The organism is Microbulbifer maximicatervae (SeqCode) (genome assembly GCF_052468095.1).
In genome coordinates this window covers 4,022,679-4,040,315 of sequence record NZ_CP174332.1, presented here as the reverse complement: position 1 = coordinate 4,040,315, position 17,637 = coordinate 4,022,679, and the positions used below count along the sequence as shown (strand labels likewise).

The 17,637-nt window shown below is 48.4% G+C and carries 21 protein-coding genes; 18 read left to right on the top strand and 3 right to left on the bottom strand.

Annotated elements, in window-relative coordinates; all coding sequences use genetic code 11:
* Positions 1-16 precede the first annotated feature (16 nt).
* From ACJJIL_RS17685 to ACJJIL_RS17635, 11 genes are all read left to right on the top strand, one after another.
* Positions 17-2,284, top strand: a complete 2,268-nt coding sequence (locus ACJJIL_RS17685) for a hypothetical protein (RefSeq protein WP_445360378.1) — start codon at positions 17-19, stop codon at positions 2,282-2,284.
* Positions 2,284-2,874, top strand: coding sequence for a DUF2460 domain-containing protein (locus tag ACJJIL_RS17680; RefSeq protein ID WP_445360377.1), 591 nt, complete (start codon positions 2,284-2,286; stop codon positions 2,872-2,874). Before ACJJIL_RS17685 ends, ACJJIL_RS17680 begins: the two co-directional genes overlap by 1 nt.
* Positions 2,871-3,800 (top strand): phage/gene transfer agent baseplate hub protein, encoded by a 930-nt coding sequence (locus ACJJIL_RS17675; RefSeq protein ID WP_445360376.1) that lies wholly within the window; start codon positions 2,871-2,873, stop codon positions 3,798-3,800. Before ACJJIL_RS17680 ends, ACJJIL_RS17675 begins: the two co-directional genes overlap by 4 nt.
* Before the next feature lie 5 nt (positions 3,801-3,805).
* A complete protein-coding gene (locus ACJJIL_RS17670; protein WP_445360375.1) occupies positions 3,806-4,240 on the top strand; it encodes an NlpC/P60 family protein in 435 nt (144 codons plus the stop codon).
* Positions 4,228-5,148, top strand: a complete 921-nt coding sequence (locus tag ACJJIL_RS17665; RefSeq protein ID WP_445360374.1) for a hypothetical protein — start codon at positions 4,228-4,230, stop codon at positions 5,146-5,148. The genes ACJJIL_RS17670 and ACJJIL_RS17665 overlap by 13 nt, the downstream gene beginning before the upstream one ends.
* Complete coding sequence (locus ACJJIL_RS17660; protein WP_445360373.1) at positions 5,148-6,080, top strand: hypothetical protein; 933 nt, start codon at positions 5,148-5,150, stop codon at positions 6,078-6,080. Before ACJJIL_RS17665 ends, ACJJIL_RS17660 begins: the two co-directional genes overlap by 1 nt.
* 1 nt (position 6,081) lies before the next feature.
* Positions 6,082-6,660 (top strand): hypothetical protein, encoded by a 579-nt coding sequence (locus ACJJIL_RS17655; protein WP_445360372.1) that lies wholly within the window; start codon positions 6,082-6,084, stop codon positions 6,658-6,660.
* A 4-nt stretch (positions 6,661-6,664) separates the two neighbouring features.
* The gene (locus ACJJIL_RS17650) at positions 6,665-8,224 is read left to right on the top strand and encodes a phage tail protein (protein WP_445360371.1); all 1,560 of its coding nucleotides are present in this window, start codon (positions 6,665-6,667) and stop codon (positions 8,222-8,224) included.
* Positions 8,225-8,240: 16 nt separating this feature from the next.
* Positions 8,241-8,684, top strand: a complete 444-nt coding sequence (locus tag ACJJIL_RS17645; RefSeq protein WP_445360370.1) for a DUF2793 domain-containing protein — start codon at positions 8,241-8,243, stop codon at positions 8,682-8,684.
* Between the two features lie 171 nt (positions 8,685-8,855).
* A complete protein-coding gene (locus ACJJIL_RS17640; protein ID WP_445360369.1) occupies positions 8,856-9,596 on the top strand; it encodes a hypothetical protein in 741 nt (246 codons plus the stop codon).
* Between the two features lie 85 nt (positions 9,597-9,681).
* Positions 9,682-10,569 (top strand): FRG domain-containing protein, encoded by an 888-nt coding sequence (locus ACJJIL_RS17635; protein WP_445360368.1) that lies wholly within the window; start codon positions 9,682-9,684, stop codon positions 10,567-10,569.
* 45 nt (positions 10,570-10,614) lie between these two features.
* Here ACJJIL_RS17635 and ACJJIL_RS17630 read toward each other — a convergent pair whose 3' ends face one another.
* Complete coding sequence (locus tag ACJJIL_RS17630) at positions 10,615-10,935, bottom strand: helix-turn-helix domain-containing protein (protein ID WP_445360367.1); 321 nt, start codon at positions 10,933-10,935, stop codon at positions 10,615-10,617.
* 61 nt (positions 10,936-10,996) lie between these two features.
* Between ACJJIL_RS17630 and ACJJIL_RS17625 the strand changes: the two genes are divergently transcribed.
* The gene (locus ACJJIL_RS17625) at positions 10,997-11,293 is read left to right on the top strand and encodes a hypothetical protein (protein WP_445360366.1); all 297 of its coding nucleotides are present in this window, start codon (positions 10,997-10,999) and stop codon (positions 11,291-11,293) included.
* 110 nt (positions 11,294-11,403) lie between these two features.
* On the opposite strand, the gene ACJJIL_RS17620 is transcribed toward ACJJIL_RS17625, so the two are convergent.
* Positions 11,404-11,946: a hypothetical protein gene (locus ACJJIL_RS17620; protein ID WP_445360365.1), complete on the bottom strand. Its 543-nt coding sequence runs from the start codon at positions 11,944-11,946 to the stop codon at positions 11,404-11,406.
* Positions 11,947-12,345: 399 nt separating this feature from the next.
* On the opposite strand from ACJJIL_RS17620, the gene ACJJIL_RS17615 reads away from it, so the two are divergent.
* The 3 genes from ACJJIL_RS17615 (at position 12,346) to ACJJIL_RS17605 (ending at position 14,525) form a co-directional block, all read left to right on the top strand.
* Positions 12,346-12,732 (top strand): LexA family protein, encoded by a 387-nt coding sequence (locus tag ACJJIL_RS17615; protein WP_445360364.1) that lies wholly within the window; start codon positions 12,346-12,348, stop codon positions 12,730-12,732.
* 275 nt (positions 12,733-13,007) lie between these two features.
* The gene (locus tag ACJJIL_RS17610; protein ID WP_445360363.1) at positions 13,008-13,373 is read left to right on the top strand and encodes a hypothetical protein; all 366 of its coding nucleotides are present in this window, start codon (positions 13,008-13,010) and stop codon (positions 13,371-13,373) included.
* A 531-nt stretch (positions 13,374-13,904) separates the two neighbouring features.
* Positions 13,905-14,525 carry a Type 1 glutamine amidotransferase-like domain-containing protein gene (locus tag ACJJIL_RS17605; RefSeq protein ID WP_445360362.1) on the top strand — a complete coding sequence of 207 codons (621 nt, stop codon included), beginning with the start codon at positions 13,905-13,907 and terminating at the stop codon, positions 14,523-14,525.
* A gap of 240 nt (positions 14,526-14,765) precedes the next feature.
* On the opposite strand, the gene ACJJIL_RS17600 is transcribed toward ACJJIL_RS17605, so the two are convergent.
* Complete coding sequence (locus tag ACJJIL_RS17600) at positions 14,766-15,134, bottom strand: hypothetical protein (RefSeq protein ID WP_445360361.1); 369 nt, start codon at positions 15,132-15,134, stop codon at positions 14,766-14,768.
* A gap of 685 nt (positions 15,135-15,819) precedes the next feature.
* Here ACJJIL_RS17600 and ACJJIL_RS17595 point away from each other — a divergent pair.
* The 3 genes from ACJJIL_RS17595 (at position 15,820) to ACJJIL_RS17585 (ending at position 17,210) form a co-directional block, all read left to right on the top strand.
* Positions 15,820-16,098, top strand: a complete 279-nt coding sequence (locus ACJJIL_RS17595) for a hypothetical protein (protein WP_445360360.1) — start codon at positions 15,820-15,822, stop codon at positions 16,096-16,098.
* A gap of 151 nt (positions 16,099-16,249) precedes the next feature.
* Complete coding sequence (locus ACJJIL_RS17590) at positions 16,250-16,657, top strand: hypothetical protein (RefSeq protein ID WP_445360359.1); 408 nt, start codon at positions 16,250-16,252, stop codon at positions 16,655-16,657.
* 262 nt (positions 16,658-16,919) lie between these two features.
* Complete coding sequence (locus tag ACJJIL_RS17585; protein ID WP_445360358.1) at positions 16,920-17,210, top strand: YciI family protein; 291 nt, start codon at positions 16,920-16,922, stop codon at positions 17,208-17,210.
* Positions 17,211-17,637: the final 427 nt, after the last annotated feature.

Here is a 17,637-nt window from a genome sequence, read left to right as displayed (position 1 = left end):
GGGGCGGTGGATCGCTATGTCTAATAAAAACCTGGGCACATTAACGCTGGACCTGATCGCCAAAGTAGGAGGATTTCAAAAGGGGCTGGATAAAGCTGAGCGCGGCACCGAGAAATGGAAACGGCAGGTTAAGAAAAATGTCGCTGCCGTTGGCAAGTCGTTTGCTGCGGTTACTGCCGCCTCGGCTGGTGCACTAGCGGTAATGACCTCGCGGGTGATAGGGCAATCTGCAGAGATTGAAAACCTGTCTGCAGTGGCCAACACCAGCACCCTGGAATTCCAGCGCATGTCCTACGCTGCGCAGCGCTACGGCGTTGAGCAGGATAAGGTTGCAGATATCCTCAAGGATACCTCGGATAAGGTCGGTGACTTCCTGCAGACCGGCGCCGGTCCGATGGCGGACTTCTTTGAAAATATCGCCCCGCAAGTGGGCGTCACTGCCGAAGAGTTTCGCCATTTATCGGGCCGTGATGCGCTGGGGCTTTATGTCAGTAGCCTGGAAAAAGCCAATTTATCCCAGAGCGAAATGACCTTCTATATGGAGGCCATCGCCAGTGATGCCACTCTGCTGTTACCGCTATTGCGAAACAACGGCAAGGAGCTTGGCCGGCTGGGGGATGAGGCCGAAGATGTGGGCGCGGTGCTGTCGGACCTGGATCTGCAGCAGCTGGGTGAGGTGCGCGAAGATCTGGATAAACTGAAGGGCGCGCTTGACGGGTTCGAAAAAGAAGTTGTGAAAGGCGCACTGCCGGCGATCAAGGATTTCACAGAGTTAATTGCAGACCCCAAAACCAGAGATGCCTTCGCATCACTAACCACGGCAATTATTAAAGTGGGATCTGCTGCGGCTTCTGCGGTGGTGGAGCTGGTGGAGTTCACCCAGGAAGTCGGTAAATCCGTGGCCCGTATGACGCACGGCGAACCGGAAGTTATGAAGCTGGAGCGTTCGCTGAAACAGCTGAGCGCAACGATTGATAGCGGCGTGATCGGTGATGGCAAACTGCTCACGGGTATTCGCCTGGCTACCGGGGAATATATTCATCAGGGTACTTCTGTCGATGACCTGCGGGAAAAGCTGGCCGCGTTGCAGAAGCAGCGGGATGATTTCTATGGGTTTAGCACACCAGCGAAAACTAAAACCCAAACAGAGGTCACCATTGAGGGCGAACAACTCGGCGAAGATTCCCTCAACGCGCTCACAGAAGCCGGAAATGAATTATTAAAACTACAGGCAGCCATCGGCGACCCCTGGGAAACCTTCTCGGATGTATTGGGGGATATCGAAGGCGAACTGGAAAAAGAGGCGGAACAACGCGAGCGCATGCTGCGCGCACAGCAGGCTTTTAATTCACTGGTTTCAGACCTGCAAACCGATGAAGAGCGCAATCTGGATTTATTGCGCGAGCGCCTGGATATTCTCGAAGCGGTAAAAGATATCACCGATGAACAGCGCCAGCAGACCCTGGGCCGTATCGCCGACGCCGCCACAGAAGACTCCCCCGCACTCGGCGGCCTGGATAGTGGCTCCGATATCGAATCCGCGCGCACCGAGTTGGAAGACTGGTATTCCACCCAGCTCGATATGCTGGAGCAATTCCGCAGCGAACGCGTCGACCTCAATGCCACCTGGGATGAGGAGGAGCTGGCCATTCGCCAACAGTACGAAGAAAAGCTCACCGAAATTACCCAGGCCAATGAAGACCTGCGCCGACAGCAGCAGCTGGAGGGCTACAACTTGTTGATGTCGGTGGCCTCGGAATATTACTCCGGTATGGAGGGCGAAGAGGCGGCCTATATGCGCGCAGCGCTCGCCATCGGTCAAACCCTGTTGGATGAGAAAAAACGCAACGCACTAACCAGTATTATTGCCAACACCAATGATGCGGCCATGGGCGCCTACAACGCGATGGCCTCTATTCCCTATGTGGGCCCGGTGCTGGGTGCAGCAGCGGCCGGTGCCGTGTATGTCACCGGTGGCCTGGCTGCAGCAAAGCTCACCGGTATGGCTCATGACGGCCTTGATGCGGTACCTGAAACCGGCACCTGGCTGCTGGAAAAAGGCGAGCGGGTCACCACCTCAGAAACCAGTGCAAAACTGGATCGCACCCTGGCCATGATTCAAGCGGATATGCACGGCGGTGGCCGTGGTGGTAGCTCGGGTGGAGCTGCACCCTTCACCCAGAATATTAGCGTTTCCGGCAAGTTGGATAATCGCACTACAAAACAATTAGCTCGCGAGAGTACACGCCAGCAACGTATTAACCGCAGGAGGCTCGGCTCTTAATGTTTAATGAAAGTCGATTGCTGGAGCGCGTGGCCTATGGTTCGGAATATGGCCACCGCTACAAAACGGATATTCGCGAATTGCGCAACGGGGTAGAGCGCCGCAATGCGGAGTGGGAGCGCCCACTGGGGCAGTACTCGGTGATCTTCAAAAACCTGGATTATGAAGATCACCAAATTGTTGTTGCCGCGCACCACGCCTGTGCTGGGGCTCTGGTGGGGTTTCGCTTTAAGGACGCCAGTGATTTTTTTGCAGGCGGTGAGGTGATTGGTTACGGCAGCGGCAGTACAGAAACTTACCAGCTAATAAAAAGCTATGTGTTTGGCTCGCTGTCTTATCAGCGTGAAATTTATAAACCCGTGAGTGGCACGGTAAAAATTTTTGTCGATGGCCAAGAGGTGGCGTTTGCTATCGATTACACCACCGGCCAAGTGGAGCTCAGCGCGACTGCCGGTGCAGAAATTACCTGGCAAGGTGAGTTCGATGTACCGGTTCGCTTTGAGGATGATGTCAGCTTCAGTATTGAAAATCGCCATAGGGGCCAGCCGGTGTGTAGTGGGAGTGTCGAGCTGCTGGAGATTCGCCTGTGAGATACATTCCTAGCGCACTCCAAGCCCACTACGACAGCGGCGTCACTACCACTTGCCGCCTATTAAAAATCACCCTCACTGATGGCCGCGTGTTTGGTGCCACCACGTTAGACCGCAATGTCGAATACAACGGAATTACCTATTACGCACAGAACGGCTTTGACCCCAGTGTGATTGCCAGCGATACGTCGTTTGATGTGGACAACGCCGAGGGCTATTCCCTGTACTCCACCGACGTACCCGGCATCACCGTCGAGATGGCCGAGCGCGGTGAACTGGATAATGCAGAGTGGGTGATGTACGAGGTCAATTACCGCGATTTATCCATGGGCGCTATCGAGCTGGACGGCGGTGATATCGGCGAAGTAAAGACGGTTCGCAATACGGTATTTATTCCCGAGCTGCTGAGCTACATGATGCGGCTGCGCCAGTCTGTCGGCCATGTGGATTCCGTCACCTGCCGGGCCATATTCGGCACGGATGCGAATTCGCAAACCGGTTGCGGCGTAAATGCAGATGCGCTGTGGCAATCGGCCACGGTCACCGCCGTTAATAGTGACGAACCCAAAGTCACCTATCTGGTGGATGATATTGCCACGCTTTCCACGGCTGCCAATCGCTGGCGGGTGCGCTGGAAAACCGGCGATAACGTCTCCGCGCGCCTGTATCAGATTGAGGCCGTGGATACCGCTACCGGCCAGATAACCCAGATAGAGCCCCTGCCGTTTGCCGTGCAACCCGGTGATGAATTGGAAATTCGCGAAGACTGCGACAAACAGTTTTCCACCTGTAAATACCACGGCAACGAGCTGGATTTTAAAGGCGAGAATCTAATCCCTATCGGCCAAGCCTCCGATACGCCCGGCGCTGGAGTGCCTGGCGATACCGCCTGGCCGGGTATCAACGACGGGCCGGTGCCGGTATAGATCCTATGAATCCACAAAGACAAGCGACACTGGCCCACGCGCGGGGCCTGGTGGCTAAGGGTGTGCGCTGGCGCCATCGGGGCCGCACCGAATGGGCGGTGGATTGCGTGGGCATGATCGTGCTCAGCCTGCGCGCCGCCGGTGTCGATATCGAAGATGAAAAGCACTACGGCCGCGAACCCTGGAAAGATGGCCTGCGGCAAAAAATGCAGCGGCGTTTCGGCAACCCGGTGGCGGAGCCTTTGTGGCAACCGGGGGATATTGCAGTATTTAAATCGCCGCAAAAATCCGACCCCAGTCACGTAGGTTTTTTGGGGGATTATCCCCACGGTGGATTTACCCTAATCCATGCCCACGCGGATCAAGATTGCCGCGAGCATATTTTAGATAAGCGCTGGCGCCGCCTATTGGTGGAGGTGTATTCCCCATGGGTAACTTAATTTTTGGTACTACGACGATTGAGGGGCGCACCTTTGACGATATCAAAGTGCAGACCTCCAAGGCCGGCGTACCGCGCCCGATTATTTTCGGCAAGGTGCTGCCGGTCATCGGCAATATTATTGCTACCACCGCGCCCAAGATTGTTAAGAAAAAAGAAAAGCAAAAATCCGGCAAGGGCGGCGGCTCAACAGAAGTTGTCAACGAGGAGGTTTACCGCACCTACGCGATAAGAATTTGCGAGGGGCCTATCACCGGTATCTCTCGCGTCTGGCGCAACAACGAATTGGTGTACGACCGCGATAGCATCGACAGCACGCAAGCCACCAACAATCTCGCCTTTTTACGCATTGCCGAATTCTTTCTTGGCGACTGGGATCAGATGCCCAGCGCAGTAATGCAAGCCGCCTTTGGGGTTAGCGAAGTACACGCCTATCGCGGCACCTGTTACATGGTGATCGACAACGAAAACCTCACCAGTACCGGCGGTGCGATTCCCCAATTTGCCTTTGAAGTGGAGCGGGCTGAGGGGGTGGCGCTCACCTCTAAGCCCTACGCGCTGGAATTTGCCGACGCCCTTAAAGCGGACTTTGTAGAAGCGCGAGGCGCGCCCGAAGCTCTGGCGCGCGATAGCGTGAGCGCGGGGTTTGCGGGTGTCTCGGGTGAGCTGCGCTCGATCAAGGCCAGCTACGAAAACTGGAGCCCGGAAAAACTGGAATCTGCTTTTGTTGGGGTCGCGGGTGAGCTGCGCTCGCTATTAACGAGTTACGACCTCTACAGCCCGGAATCCGTTTCCTCGCAGTTTGTCAGCGTGGCGGGTGATTTACAAAAGGCCCTGATTAGTTATGACCAAAGTATCCCGGATAATTTATCCGCGACGTTTGTCGGCGTTACTGGAGATTTAACCTAATGAAATCTAATAACCGCGTGCGCGGTTTCTACAAAATAGAAACCTTTAAGGCCACACAGTCAGAGGCAGGGCTTCGCGAAATTCCCGGTAGCCGCGTGTGTCGCGCCGAGTTTGAAAATCTGATTACGGATCTGGGGTTGGATCAGCTGGGCACCAAGTCGCCCCACAGCTGCACATCCAACTGCTATGTGGGCAGCGGATCGACAACCCCCACGGTGAACGATACCGATATGTCCGCTTATAAAGCCATTCACAACACCTTGAAATCCAGCGCGCGCAGCGCCCAGGCCAGCACGGACCCCTGGTACCTGTCGCTGCAAAAAGTGTATCGCTTTGATCAGGGCGACGCCGCCGGCAATTTATCCGAGGTGGGTGTGGGTTGGGCTAACACGTCGAGCGGCAATCTGTTTTCGCGGGCACTGATTCAAGATGCCGACGGCAATCCCAGCAGCATCACCGTACTCTCTGATGAGTACCTGGACGTGACTTACGAACTGCGTATTTACCCCGAACTGGACGACGTGACCGGGGTTGTCACTATTGGCGGTGTGGACTACGACTATATTGCCCGCCCCAGCCGCGTATCCGCTGCGGCCTCTAGCGCTTGGGATTTTGACCGCCACGGCAACAGCGCAGCTTATGCCTATGCCTATGCCGGTGATATTGGCGATGTGACCGATAAACCAACCGGCACCAGCGTTAGCGGTAGCACTGCGGACGTCGGCTACTCCGCAGGAAGTTTTCAGGCTTCGGGGCAGTACTCCTGGGGATTGGATCAAGCCAACTTTGGCGGGGTGCGTTCGATTGCCGCCAATACCGGTTGGGCGCGCTGGCAAGTGCAATTTGCGGCGGTGTCTGATGGCAGCGCCATACCGAAAGACTCTGAAACCGTTCTTACCATTACGCTCTCCCACTCCTGGGCGCGGGGCTGACATGCTGCCGGAGAATGAGTTGTCACAGCAAAGCGTGCCTGCGCCTTTTATGGGCGGTGCCGCCTTGCCGGTGCGGAATGTTACCGACTATGAATCCGGCGGCATTGCCCTGCAAGATCCCAGCGAGGGGCTGAATTATCAGGTCTGGCGTGCGCGGGTATTGAATAACGGCTGCGACATTGTGCTGAATGCCCATGAGGTGGCCGAGTTCACCCTAATCAGCGGCACGGATATTACCGAAGTCTCACTGTCCTTCGACCAGAATATGCGACCGGTGGTTGCCTATGTGGAGGGCGGCACGGCCAAGCTCTATTGGTACGACTCCTCCCAGGGTGCACAGGTGATTACCGAGTGGCCCGGCGTTATCACTCCGCGCGTCACCCTGGATGATAAGCGGCAATTACAGTCCGGTGTCAGTGATGTCATTTTTGCTTATCTCAAAGACGGCAACCTCTATTGCCGGCAACAGCGCGACCGCTACCAAACCGAATACCTATTACACGAAAACGTGAATAGCGATGGCCTGATTAAAATCGGTATGCACAAACAGTACCGCCTGCAATTCCTATTAAAGTCTTAATCCTATGTCCGCCCAATATCCTCTATACGCCATCGTCGCCGAGCTGTGCGAGCGCGCCGGCTTGCCCCCTGGGAAATTTAATACCACGCGACTTGAAGGTTATGTGCAGGGAATGCAGGTCACTAATGAATCCCCGGTATACGAGCATATCCAAGAGCTGGCCCAGCTGTTTTTTTTCGATCCGGTTAATCGCGGGGGTGAAATAGATTTTGTTCCGCGCGGCGGTGAACCGGTAATGGAAATCGACGAGAACGATTTAATCGGCGATAGCGATGACGAGAAAACCCGACGCTCCCCCGAGGATATTGTGCAGGTATTAAACCTGAACTATTACGATTCTGTCGGCGGTATCGATACCTGTAAACAAACCTCAGACCGCAGTATCGACACTCGCGGCGAAGGGGAAAAAAATATCGAAACCCCCGTTGTACTGGAAACCGATCAGGCCGCGCAGACTGCGGTGATTATGCATAAGGTGATGATCGAAGAGCAGCGCGGTGATGGTGAAATTACTTTGCCTCGCAATTACCTGCGGCTTACGGCGGGTGACGTGGTGCTCTATCTCGGCGACCGCCTTCGCATCGATGAAGTGAATATTGATCGAGGCGAGCAAAAATACAAACTGATCCACGACCGCAAAAGCGCCTACCAAAGCCAGGCTCTGGGCGTAGCCCCCATGGCCGCACCGGACCCAGTGCCGCTGGTGGCCGGCTCGACCTATATCGAATTTATCGACGCGCCAATACTGTCCAGCGGCGACGATACCCAGTTGGGGTATTACATCGCTATCGCCGGCAGCAACAGCGCCTGGAGCGGTGCTACTGTCGCGCTCTCTTTAGATGGTGGAGAGAACTATACCGAGTCGGATACCACGGACGTGGAGGCGGTAATGGGAGAGCTGGTTACCACACTCGACACCCATAAGCGCGAGATCCCCGACACCCACAACCGCGTGCAAATCCAGCTTTACGATGACGGCGACGCGCTCGAGTATCGCACCCTGGCGCAAATGCTTAACCGCGAGAACAGGGCGTTAATCGGCAATGAAATAGTGAGCTTTGGCGAGGCCGACGAGATCAGCCCCGGCCTATGGGAAATTGGCTACCTGCTGCGCGGCCGCCTGGGAACCGAAATCACCCAGCACTCAGCGGGTACCCGCTTTGTCCTGCTGGATCGCAACACGCTCAACTATATCCCCACCGAGCGCTACAACCTGAACCAACTACTCACCTTCCGTGCCACCAGTAGCGGCAGCGGCGAGGAGACGACTACCGACGGCACCTACACTGGCGCCAGCCACAGTGAACCCGCACCCACCAGCCTGCGCGCCTACCGCAGCGGCGGCCAGCTAATGATTGAATGGGTTGGGGTAGGGTACCTCGGCGGCCGCGCCGCCTACGACCAAAGCCAGTTCTTTACCGGCTACCGGGTAACGGTGAACGGCGATAGCACCGATACCACTGCCACCACGCTAACAATCCCCGACCCAGGCACCGCCACGATTCAAGTGAGCCAAATCAACAGCATCACCGGCCCCGGCCCAGCTGCAGAAATCACGGTATAAACAGGATAAAAGGACCATGAGCAATACACCCAACAACGCCATACCCTACGCCGCCGAAGGCACCTTGGACCCAGCCGCCAGCCTCAACCAAGCCCTGGATACCATCGACGCGCTTTTACAGATCGAAGTGCTGGGGATCCAAAATGATCCCCCCGGCTCCCCCAGCGATGGCGCCCGCTACATAGTCGCCAGCGGCACCGGAGACTGGGCAAGCCAAGACGGCCAACTGGCCCGCTATGTGGCAGACCCCGGCTACTGGAAATTCTTCCCCGCCAAGGTCGCACTCAATCAAGCGGACGGCTTACTGTATATCAACGGCAGCAGCGGCTGGCAGGTAGCCAACCGCCCGGCGACATTGCCGCAGATTACTGGGGATACCAGCACGGATCTGGCCGGGGTGGTGGGGCAGATGTTGGGGGCTTTGGATGGGGTGCTTTGGGATAATCAGGTTGGCTTGTAGTGATATTTATAGTGTGCTTTGAATATCTATTGTTGGTAAAAATAAAATTTAGCTTGCACGATTTCATTAAATAAGCACAATCAAATTTTCAAACTGAACCAGAGCTTAATTATAACTTCGCATCTGGATTAAAGGCTCTAAAATTTATAGTAGATAACTAAGGGGGATTGAGTGGATAAATTTCCTATAACAACAAATAGATATATTGCTTATTTTGATATAATGGGTTTCAAGGACATGATATACAGAAATACCCATGAGCAAGTGTCTGAAGTAATGGACGGCATCTCTGTGATTACAAGTAGTATAAAGAACACTGAAATGAGATTACTTGAGAGTTCGCAGAATAAGAAGCTAAGGCTGGATAGTACTGTTGTTCTACCAGTGATCTTTTCCGATTCAATTCTATTTATATCAAAAAGTGACTCTCCAGAAGACCTAGAGAAAATTCTATTTGTTTCTGCTTATTTCTTGCAGCAGACAATGGAGTTATCAATTCCTGTAAAGGGAGCAGTAGCTCATGGGCTATTTACAGCAGATTTTGTAAGATCAAAGTTTTATGGGCGCCCCTTGGTTGATGCCTATATGTTGGCAGAAGATACTTATTTTTATGGCGCCGCCATGCATGACACCATTGAAAGTAGGCTTGATAACAATTTAAAAGGGCTGCTTGTAGATAAGTTAATCATGAAGGGCAAGCTCCCGATGAAGGGTGGGTTGGTTACGCATTATTTTCTTGATTGGAGGTACATTAATTTTTATGGCTCTCCCTCTGAATATGACAGTTACATTAACGATGAGGTTAAAAAGGTACTTACTAATTTTTATAAGACAGTGTCAGGGAAGGTTAGGATGTACGTAGATAATACTATTAAACTGTATACTCGCGATTTTAATCAACGAGCTGGATAAAGTGATTTTAGAGTGAGAGCGTGTCAGTCAGCACGCATTTTAAAATAAGAGGCTTTGAGTAAGCCCCTGAAAAGAACAATTATTTATGAGCTTCGATAAGAGTAAATTATACCGAGAAATTAGTTATCAAACCGCTGATGAGTTGTGGGAGGCCCTTAGCCCGACTAGAGAGTTGGTTAAGCCACCTTGTAAGTTGCTATATCGTGGTCAAGCCAATGCTAAATGGGAGTTAATACCAACAGCCCTCCGAAAGGACTCGGGTGTGCTCGCATCAGCAATGCGGGGAAGGCATTGCGCTGATGATCAAGTGTTTTTTGAATTTAGGTTGCTTGAAATTTTTGCGGCATATTGTGATCAGATTGGTATTAAAATACCAAATGATTCTATGGCGTTTAGGAAAAAACACTTGTCCGTTGATGGAGAAATTAATAAGTTTTATGTAAAACCAGAGCTCTGGCCTAGTGATGAATTGATTGAAATTATGGGGCTGGCTCAGCATCATGGTGTGCCTACTAGATTATTAGACTGGACCAGGCATCCGTATGTGGCGATATATTTTGCAGCAAGTAGTGCACTTTCCAGTATGCATGATTGGAAAGAAGAAGAAAAGTTAGCTCTTTGGGTCTTAGATATAGAAGCAAAATCTTTATATCCAAAAGTAAAAATAGTTACTATTCCTGGTTCTGTTACACCACACCTCTCTGCGCAATCAGGTGTATTTACAGTTCACCCTCATAATGGTGATAGAGGTAAAGATTTTGATGTCGTTGGTCTTGAACATGAGTTTTCAAATGTGCCTAAGACTCCACTAATGAAACTTACCGTTCCTGTTAAGGAAAGTATTCGCTTGCATCATCTGTGTGCGAGAATTGGTTTAACTGGGGCTACTGTATACCCTAGCGCTGATGGGGCCGGGAAGGCGGTTATGGAGAGTGTGCTCTCCTGGGTAGCTAGTAATAAATATGGGGTGTGACCGCGTTGGGAGACTTGTAATTGCATTTTCCTTTTGTGCAAAACCCTAGTTCTTTTCCCTCTTCCATAACTGATAGATGCTCTGAACAGTCCTCTGCACATGTAGTTGCCATTCTTTGGGTAGCTGCGCATAAAGTCGTGCGATCAGCGGCGGAAATGGAACCTGCGCAAAGTGGTGCAGGTTCTCCACCCCGTAAACCTCGGCCAAAGTAATCCCCACCGCCTCACACCATACCGGCAACAGGTCCGCCGGTATTCGTTGTACGCCCGTTTCCATTTTCGAAATTTGAGATGACACAAGCCCCAGCTGCTTTGCCAGCTGTGCAATCGTTATCCTCTCCCGTTTCCGTGCGTTGCATCGAAGCAATCTATCTCCGCCAGTTTGAAGCGATTGCCGAGAAATATAGGCGGATGTAGCAAGCTGCGGTATGCTGCCGGTTGTTCGTCAAAAAACAATTATGCTTGGCAAGGAGGCCGTTATGGGATTCGGTGGGATTAGTATTTGGCAGTTGATCATCTTATTGATGATTGTGCTCTTCTTTGTGGTACCTGTGGTACATGTGTTGGTTTCCAGCCGTTCCCACGGCGGGGCAAAAGTGGGCTGGTTCCTCGGCGTCTTTTTCTTTTCCTGGTTTGTGTATGCGGTTTTCTTGATTGTTACCCAGCCGGTAAAGGATGCGCAGAAATCCGCTGACAAGCCAGCTAGCCCACCCATGATTTTCTAGTGGCCTATCCAGCACTTGTAACACATTGAGTGCTCAATCAATGGCGGGATGACAATAGAAAAGCCACTCAGTAGCTGCGTTTTGCTGTGAAGGTGGCTTTTCTTTGATTGTTAATCGTGTGTCAGGTTGCTACTGAAAATCAAACCTTCAAGCTTTTCGGATTCAACAATTTCCTTGAAAGCTTCAGTGCAATAGTTACTGATATTGGACTCTTTTGTTCTGAACACTGGTATCCCTTCCAGCTTTTCCTGGTTGAATTCAATACCAGAGAGCAAGTTCCCGTTTCTGGTAACGGAGCCAGGAACTACCGCATCAAGGTCTTCAGCAATTGTCAGGGGGTTAAACAGGTAAAATGCTGTGCCTTGATATGTGCAGGGGAGGAACTCCCCAAAAGGATTGAGCGTACTTTCGAGGGCCTTGTAAGCCGATTCATGAAGCACTAAGTAATTTTGCCATCGAGAAAGCGTCGGAATAACCGGTGCCGAATCGCACGCTTTGATACTTAGCTCCAGCGGTTCCCAATCTTCACTGTAGGATTTAGGCGTTGTGTTGAAAAGGAACTTAATGCCTACCTGCTTTTTGAGCACATTATTTGGTTCGAAATAGGGGGTCATATAGCCGCTGCTATTTGCGTTTAATTGATAGATTTTCATACTTTTAATACACGCTTAAGCTCATCTGCTGGCAACTAAGACAAACATATCAATAGCCACTTCCCGGCGATCTTTCAGGTAGAACGGCTTTGGTTGTTCATAGTGCCCCATGTTCAATGCTCCTCCTCTGAAGTTGAGGTGGATTATATGAAGGCTGCTCGCCTGCAAAGGTTCGTGTAAGTCAATGAAATGGGGGATGGTTCACTATTATTGCCATATAAATTTGATTAGGCCTAACTCAACTGGAGGGTCGGTCGCAATGCATCTCCCCTCAATTTGATACCGATTGTCCCGCAGCCGTTCTCGGTCTCTAGGCGGCTTCAGAGTTACACAGGCTACTTGTCTTTCATGGGGGCTGGTCAATATACTGTATAAAAACACAGTATATTATTAGAGCACATGAAACTATCCCCTCTATACGGCAGTGGAGTCAGCTGCGGCTTCCCCTCCCCAGCAGATGACCACCAAGAGCCGCCGCTTAGCCTTGATGAGCACCTGATCACCAATCCCGCAGCCACATTCCTGGCCCGCGCCAATGGCGACTCAATGCAAGAGGTGGGCATCTTCGATCGGGACGTACTCATTGTCGATCGCTCCCTCACGCCAGTGAGCGGTGATGTTGTCGTGGTCGCCCTGGATGGCCAGCTAACCTGCAAAATCTTGGACCTAAAGCGAGGACGGCTATTGTCCGCCAATGGCAGATATAGGCCCATACCTATTTGGGAAGGACAAGAGTTGTTGGTGGAGGGTGTAGTTAAGGCGTCGGTGCGGTATCATCGAGGATAGTTAAGGCCGTTAGATTGGAAAAAGGCAGTTTTCCCTTACAAATCAGCAACTTACATTTTTGTGTGCGGAAGACTGGCAGTGTTGAGGTCAGCGGTTCGATCCCGCTTAGCTCCACCAAATTTCCCTTGTCTTTCAGGGGGTGCGAGAAGAGATTGAAAATCTCTTATCCAGAACTCGCAAAATAAAAAAAGGGTCTTTTAGGCCCTTTTTTTTTGCCTAAAATTCCTATCACGCCTTGCCCGCCAGTCAATCGATTTTAATCATCGGTGCAATACATGTATCAGCCAACAAAACCGGAGAAAATTGCTCGAGGGATAATGCTAGGCTGTATCCCGGTAACTCTTCTGCTTTTTTCTAATGTGATTTTAATTATGGGGTTCGCCCGGGGGGTAAACCCCAAAGAAGGTATGGAAGAGCTGTTTTTTCCTGGCCGTGAAGCCATATTCTTTTGTACTTTGTTTGTGGTTTATATCGCGGCTGCGATTTTCGGCTACTTTAAAGGCTGGGAAGGCTATACCAAAATATATTCGTTTTTTGCTAAATGGTTAGATATCACTGGTGGGATTCAGGTAGATTCGGGAGCAAGAGTGCTCACTCCGAAAGATCGTGTGCGAAAAATGCATCATAAACAAGGGCAGTAAAAGCCGCAGCCTCTGGAGCGACTTATCTCCCCTTCCATTTTGCGTATGCTAATTGGCTCCTACTATTAGGTAAATGGTACAAAAGTTAAGCTGCCGAATCTTTATGTAATATGGTTCTTACAGATTTTGCTTGCTTATGCTTCTGGTTCTATGAGAGATGCCAAGATAGTGAATGATAAAGAAGTGATTTTGGTTACCTGTTAGTTCCACTTAGATCATACTTTAAACTTGGCTTTAGCTGCTTATAAATATTGTTGAAATTCATAGTCAAACCAGCCTGATATAAACATTCCTGTAAAAATCAGGGGGGAGAAGCTTCGCCATTTATTATTGGATTTAGTGACAAAGTTGGCCACTTTCAAGGTGGAATCGGTAATTGATGATTTTGTTGCGAGATAATAAAAAATAATATTGGGCCCTACATACATAATCGGATAATGTGATACATCTTTATTGACCTGTTCACATCTCGAGTAAACTATATCGATATCAAGTAGTTGATTAATTAAGTACTTTAAAGGATTAAAATATATGGCCAAGCTATTCTTGACTTCGTATTTTGCTGAAGTCGCGAGCGCGATCGCGAGTTTTGATAAACGGCTTGAAGGTAAGAAGGTTACATTCATCCCTACTGCAAGCATTCCCGAAGAGATCACTTTTTATGTGGAAGATGCCAAGAAGGAGCTGGAGCAGTTAGGTCTTATTGTAGATGAATTGGAAGTGTCTAAGGCTTCAGTGGATGAGATTAAAGATAAACTGCAAAACAATGAGTATATCTATGTAACTGGTGGTAACACCTATTTCCTACTTCAAGAACTTAGGCGAAGTGGGGCAGACAAAATCTTGTTGGAGCAGATTAGGCTGGGTAAGCCCTATATAGGTGAGTCGGCAGGTACTGTAATCCTCTCGCCGAATATCGCGTATATTCAGGAGATGGATAACCCCGATGCAGCGAAGAATCTAGAGTCTTATGAAGGGTTAAATCTTGTGCACTTCTATCCCTTACCTCACTATGGAAACCAACCGTTTAAGGATGCTGCTGAACTTGTTATTTCCAAATATTCAGATGAGCTGGAATTAGCTCCATTCAGTAACAATCAGTTGATCGCTGTAATCGATGGGGAAGCAGAGACCTGGATCGCGGTGTCTTAGTGAGTCGATAACCGTTGTATGATAAGTCATACTATCTATATTTCATTAAAGTTGCTGCAATTATCTAGTGGCGAAGAAAAAAATAAATTCTAGAAATTCTCTCTTCTTTAGGGATTTTTTTTCAAGGAGTAGCTTAAAATTGGGGTAAGCAAGAAGTTATAGTTTGAGTTGAGCGGAATGTTAAAGAATACTGCCGGGGAGCAAGTGATAATGTGACTTGCTCCCTGGGGATGTTAGCGCTTATTCGCTAGCAGCACTACAGTTATAGATTTTCGCTGGGATATGCGTGCCTGTTACAGCCTTACCTGCCGATACTCCGTTAGGCATATAGATATCGCCAAATTGCGCCATTGAAGAAGCCTTAACCACATGGGTTCCACCTCTTCGCACAGCCCTTTTTTGTAACCAAGGAGTACAAACATCTCCTTGGTTAACCCTGATTGTTTTGCATGTTACATCTTCTACTAGTACGCATCCTTCTATAGCCTCAGCGTTAGAAAATACTATCTTCTGCATCGCTTCTTTTTCCTGGGCACTTGTACATCCTATCAAAGTAATTGCGGACGCTAGGATGATAAGGCCAGTTTTAATGGACAACTTTTTACACATTACATCGTTTCCAAAGGCTGAAAGTTAATCTACTTAGATGAATATGATGCCACAACCAGGCTATGCTTGCTGTTTAAAAAATACTCAAACACTCATATATGAGTGTATTTTTTTACCTGTAAAAATAGGGTATTTACAAGAATTTCCTTAAGTGAGTCTCTTATTTAGCGTATCGCGACACTTATGATTCGCGAATTTTAAAAAGGGCTAAATATGACAGTCCTCTATTAGCAACTAAATTCTACTATCTTCAGGTCCTCCAGGATTCTTGACTTTGGTGTGAATAGTTATAAGGGCATACTTACTTGTGATTCGAGAGTGCCTGAAAGAAATATTATGCGCTATTGTTATTAGCGCCAAACTCCTAACATTACGCAAGAGTAGTCATAGGTATCTCGAATATTCTGAGAGGGTACTTTAGGTGTAGCCTTTGGTACATATGAGTTATTTGGTCACTTTCTTCGGTCACTATTTTGATACTTATTTATCGAGTCACTAGAAAAATTAAAATTAGTTCTCAACATCTATTTTCCTCTTTAGAAATCTTTCGACTGGTCAGATAGAGAAAAGTGGCTCAATCTAAAATAAAAGAAGGTGTATTTATTGACTTCTTAGTCGGCCATATGTTCCTATCGTAAAGGATGGATAAATAAGAAGTTTAAGAGCTAGTTCTAAAAGGAAGTCAATGAAAAAGCATAGTATCTTATTCTCTGGACTACTTGGATTAGTAGTCTCTCTTGGGGCTTTAAACGCTTTTGCTGAAGCTGATCCTGAGGAGAGTAAAGAGCAATCAGATGAGCAGCTAAGTGAATGCTTTGCTGCTACTTTATGGCAAGTATCTGGAAGGTCATTAAACAAAGGGGAAGTTCCAGAGAAAACTGTAAAAGTACCCAAGGGGTGGAAAGTTGTAGGGGGAGGTATTGGTGGAGCAAGAGGTGAAGCTCTTATGATTCTTTGCCGATAATACTCATTCGTATAATCCTGAGTTTATTAATCGCTGAATGCTCCGGCTGATTTGTGTCAGCATGCACAACGTATGCTGACGATTCATTGCCTCATAGAGTAGATTAAATAAAGTCCATTTTGACCATAAAATTACAATCAAGCTGATTTATATGGCTAATTTAACTGTTAAGGATCATCCGATGTTAGAAGGATATCAGCGAATAAAATTATCTATTAAAAAGTACATAGTAATTTTGTGTGCATTTGTGCTTGGTTTTGTTATTTCCAGTTTTTTGGATGCTAGGGCACAATTAGTTGAACGTATGAGTAAATATAATAGAGAAACTATATTTATTGATAGGTTACTAAAGATTCACAGCGATACCTGTAATAAGTTTGAGTATGGCCAGTATTATTCTTTTCAAGAACATGCCTTAACAAGATATGACTTTATTATATCCAGCAATGGTGGTTTTCCCTATTATTTGGATCCGAAGACTTTAACGTTCCACTATGATGCAAGTATTTACTATCGTGAAAACTGGCTTTTAACCAAAAAGCAAATAGACAAATGTTAATCTATGCCTCATTAATTTGGGGTATTATTGAATCCTTATTTGGATTTTGCACTTGAGGTAATACTATCTGGGGAGGTCCTCACTTATTAGGCATCAATACCAAGCTCTTTGTCCCTATTTGCAGATTACCTGTAGGTATAATGCTCCTCTAATGAAGTCGAGAGTTGTAGATTGGCAATCTACGTTAATAAGAGATTGGATGGAAGATAAATCTACGATCTCTACTTTTGATATTTTGAATTGCAAATAGAGGTTGATCAGCATGTTCATAGTAACCCTTACCTATATAAAACCCCTTGAGGAGGTGGAAAAGTTTATTCCAGAGCACATTGATTTTTTGAATAAGTACTACGAGCTAGGATATTTCCAGCTTTCCGGCCGCAAGGAGCCTCGCACAGGTGGGGTAATCCTGGTGACCATAGATAGTCGGTCTGGGTTAGATCAGGTACTAAAACAAGATCCATTCTATCGTGAGGAATTGGCTGCTTATGAAGTGACACAAGTTGTACCGACAAAATCTTCACCAGAGTTAGAGTTTCTGATTGAGACTTAAACAAAAAATTAAGAAGGATGATAGTTTTTCGATTGCACAACTCTTTGGAGCATATTAGCCTAGGTTGAGCATAATTAAACAAATAGACAAAATGAGGCAACAGAAAATATGTAATTGAGGGAAGAACTATGAGTCACCTGAGAGTAAAAATACTATGGGCAGTCTTGGGTACGCTGTTATTTTTGGGGGGTTATATTCTACAGTATGCCCTTGTTCTTTTGCTTTGGTAATAACGATAAAGCTGAAAATGATTCTACCTATGCTTGTGATTTGTCAGGTATGAAGAAAGGTGAATACAGAGAGTAGGGTTTATTCTCAGTTAATCGAAGGACCAACAGAGATCAGTCACTCGTTAATCACTATTTAGAAGCACTGCAAGACCCATACTCAATGGGAAGCTTTCATCCTAGGACACTGATAACGTATG

Bases quoted from the DNA above. Each gene is read 5' to 3' on its own strand.
- ACJJIL_RS17685 (WP_445360378.1), top strand. From the start codon at position 17: ATGTCTAATAAAAACCTGGGCACATTAACGCTGGACCTGATCGCCAAA.
- ACJJIL_RS17680 (WP_445360377.1), top strand. From the start codon at position 2,284: ATGTTTAATGAAAGTCGATTGCTGGAGCGCGTGGCCTATGGTTCGGAA.
- ACJJIL_RS17670 (WP_445360375.1), top strand. From the start codon at position 3,806: ATGAATCCACAAAGACAAGCGACACTGGCCCACGCGCGGGGCCTGGTG.
- ACJJIL_RS17665 (WP_445360374.1), top strand. From the start codon at position 4,228: ATGGGTAACTTAATTTTTGGTACTACGACGATTGAGGGGCGCACCTTT.
- ACJJIL_RS17660 (WP_445360373.1), top strand. From the start codon at position 5,148: ATGAAATCTAATAACCGCGTGCGCGGTTTCTACAAAATAGAAACCTTT.
- ACJJIL_RS17655 (WP_445360372.1), top strand. From the start codon at position 6,082: ATGCTGCCGGAGAATGAGTTGTCACAGCAAAGCGTGCCTGCGCCTTTT.
- ACJJIL_RS17650 (WP_445360371.1), top strand. From the start codon at position 6,665: ATGTCCGCCCAATATCCTCTATACGCCATCGTCGCCGAGCTGTGCGAG.
- ACJJIL_RS17645 (WP_445360370.1), top strand. From the start codon at position 8,241: ATGAGCAATACACCCAACAACGCCATACCCTACGCCGCCGAAGGCACC.
- ACJJIL_RS17635 (WP_445360368.1), top strand. From the start codon at position 9,682: ATGAGCTTCGATAAGAGTAAATTATACCGAGAAATTAGTTATCAAACC.
- ACJJIL_RS17625 (WP_445360366.1), top strand. From the start codon at position 10,997: ATGCTGCCGGTTGTTCGTCAAAAAACAATTATGCTTGGCAAGGAGGCC.
- ACJJIL_RS17620 (WP_445360365.1), bottom strand. From the start codon at position 11,946: ATGAAAATCTATCAATTAAACGCAAATAGCAGCGGCTATATGACCCCC.
- ACJJIL_RS17615 (WP_445360364.1), top strand. From the start codon at position 12,346: ATGAAACTATCCCCTCTATACGGCAGTGGAGTCAGCTGCGGCTTCCCC.
- ACJJIL_RS17610 (WP_445360363.1), top strand. From the start codon at position 13,008: ATGTATCAGCCAACAAAACCGGAGAAAATTGCTCGAGGGATAATGCTA.
- ACJJIL_RS17605 (WP_445360362.1), top strand. From the start codon at position 13,905: ATGGCCAAGCTATTCTTGACTTCGTATTTTGCTGAAGTCGCGAGCGCG.
- ACJJIL_RS17600 (WP_445360361.1), bottom strand. From the start codon at position 15,134: ATGTGTAAAAAGTTGTCCATTAAAACTGGCCTTATCATCCTAGCGTCC.
- ACJJIL_RS17595 (WP_445360360.1), top strand. From the start codon at position 15,820: ATGAAAAAGCATAGTATCTTATTCTCTGGACTACTTGGATTAGTAGTC.
- ACJJIL_RS17590 (WP_445360359.1), top strand. From the start codon at position 16,250: ATGGCTAATTTAACTGTTAAGGATCATCCGATGTTAGAAGGATATCAG.
- ACJJIL_RS17585 (WP_445360358.1), top strand. From the start codon at position 16,920: ATGTTCATAGTAACCCTTACCTATATAAAACCCCTTGAGGAGGTGGAA.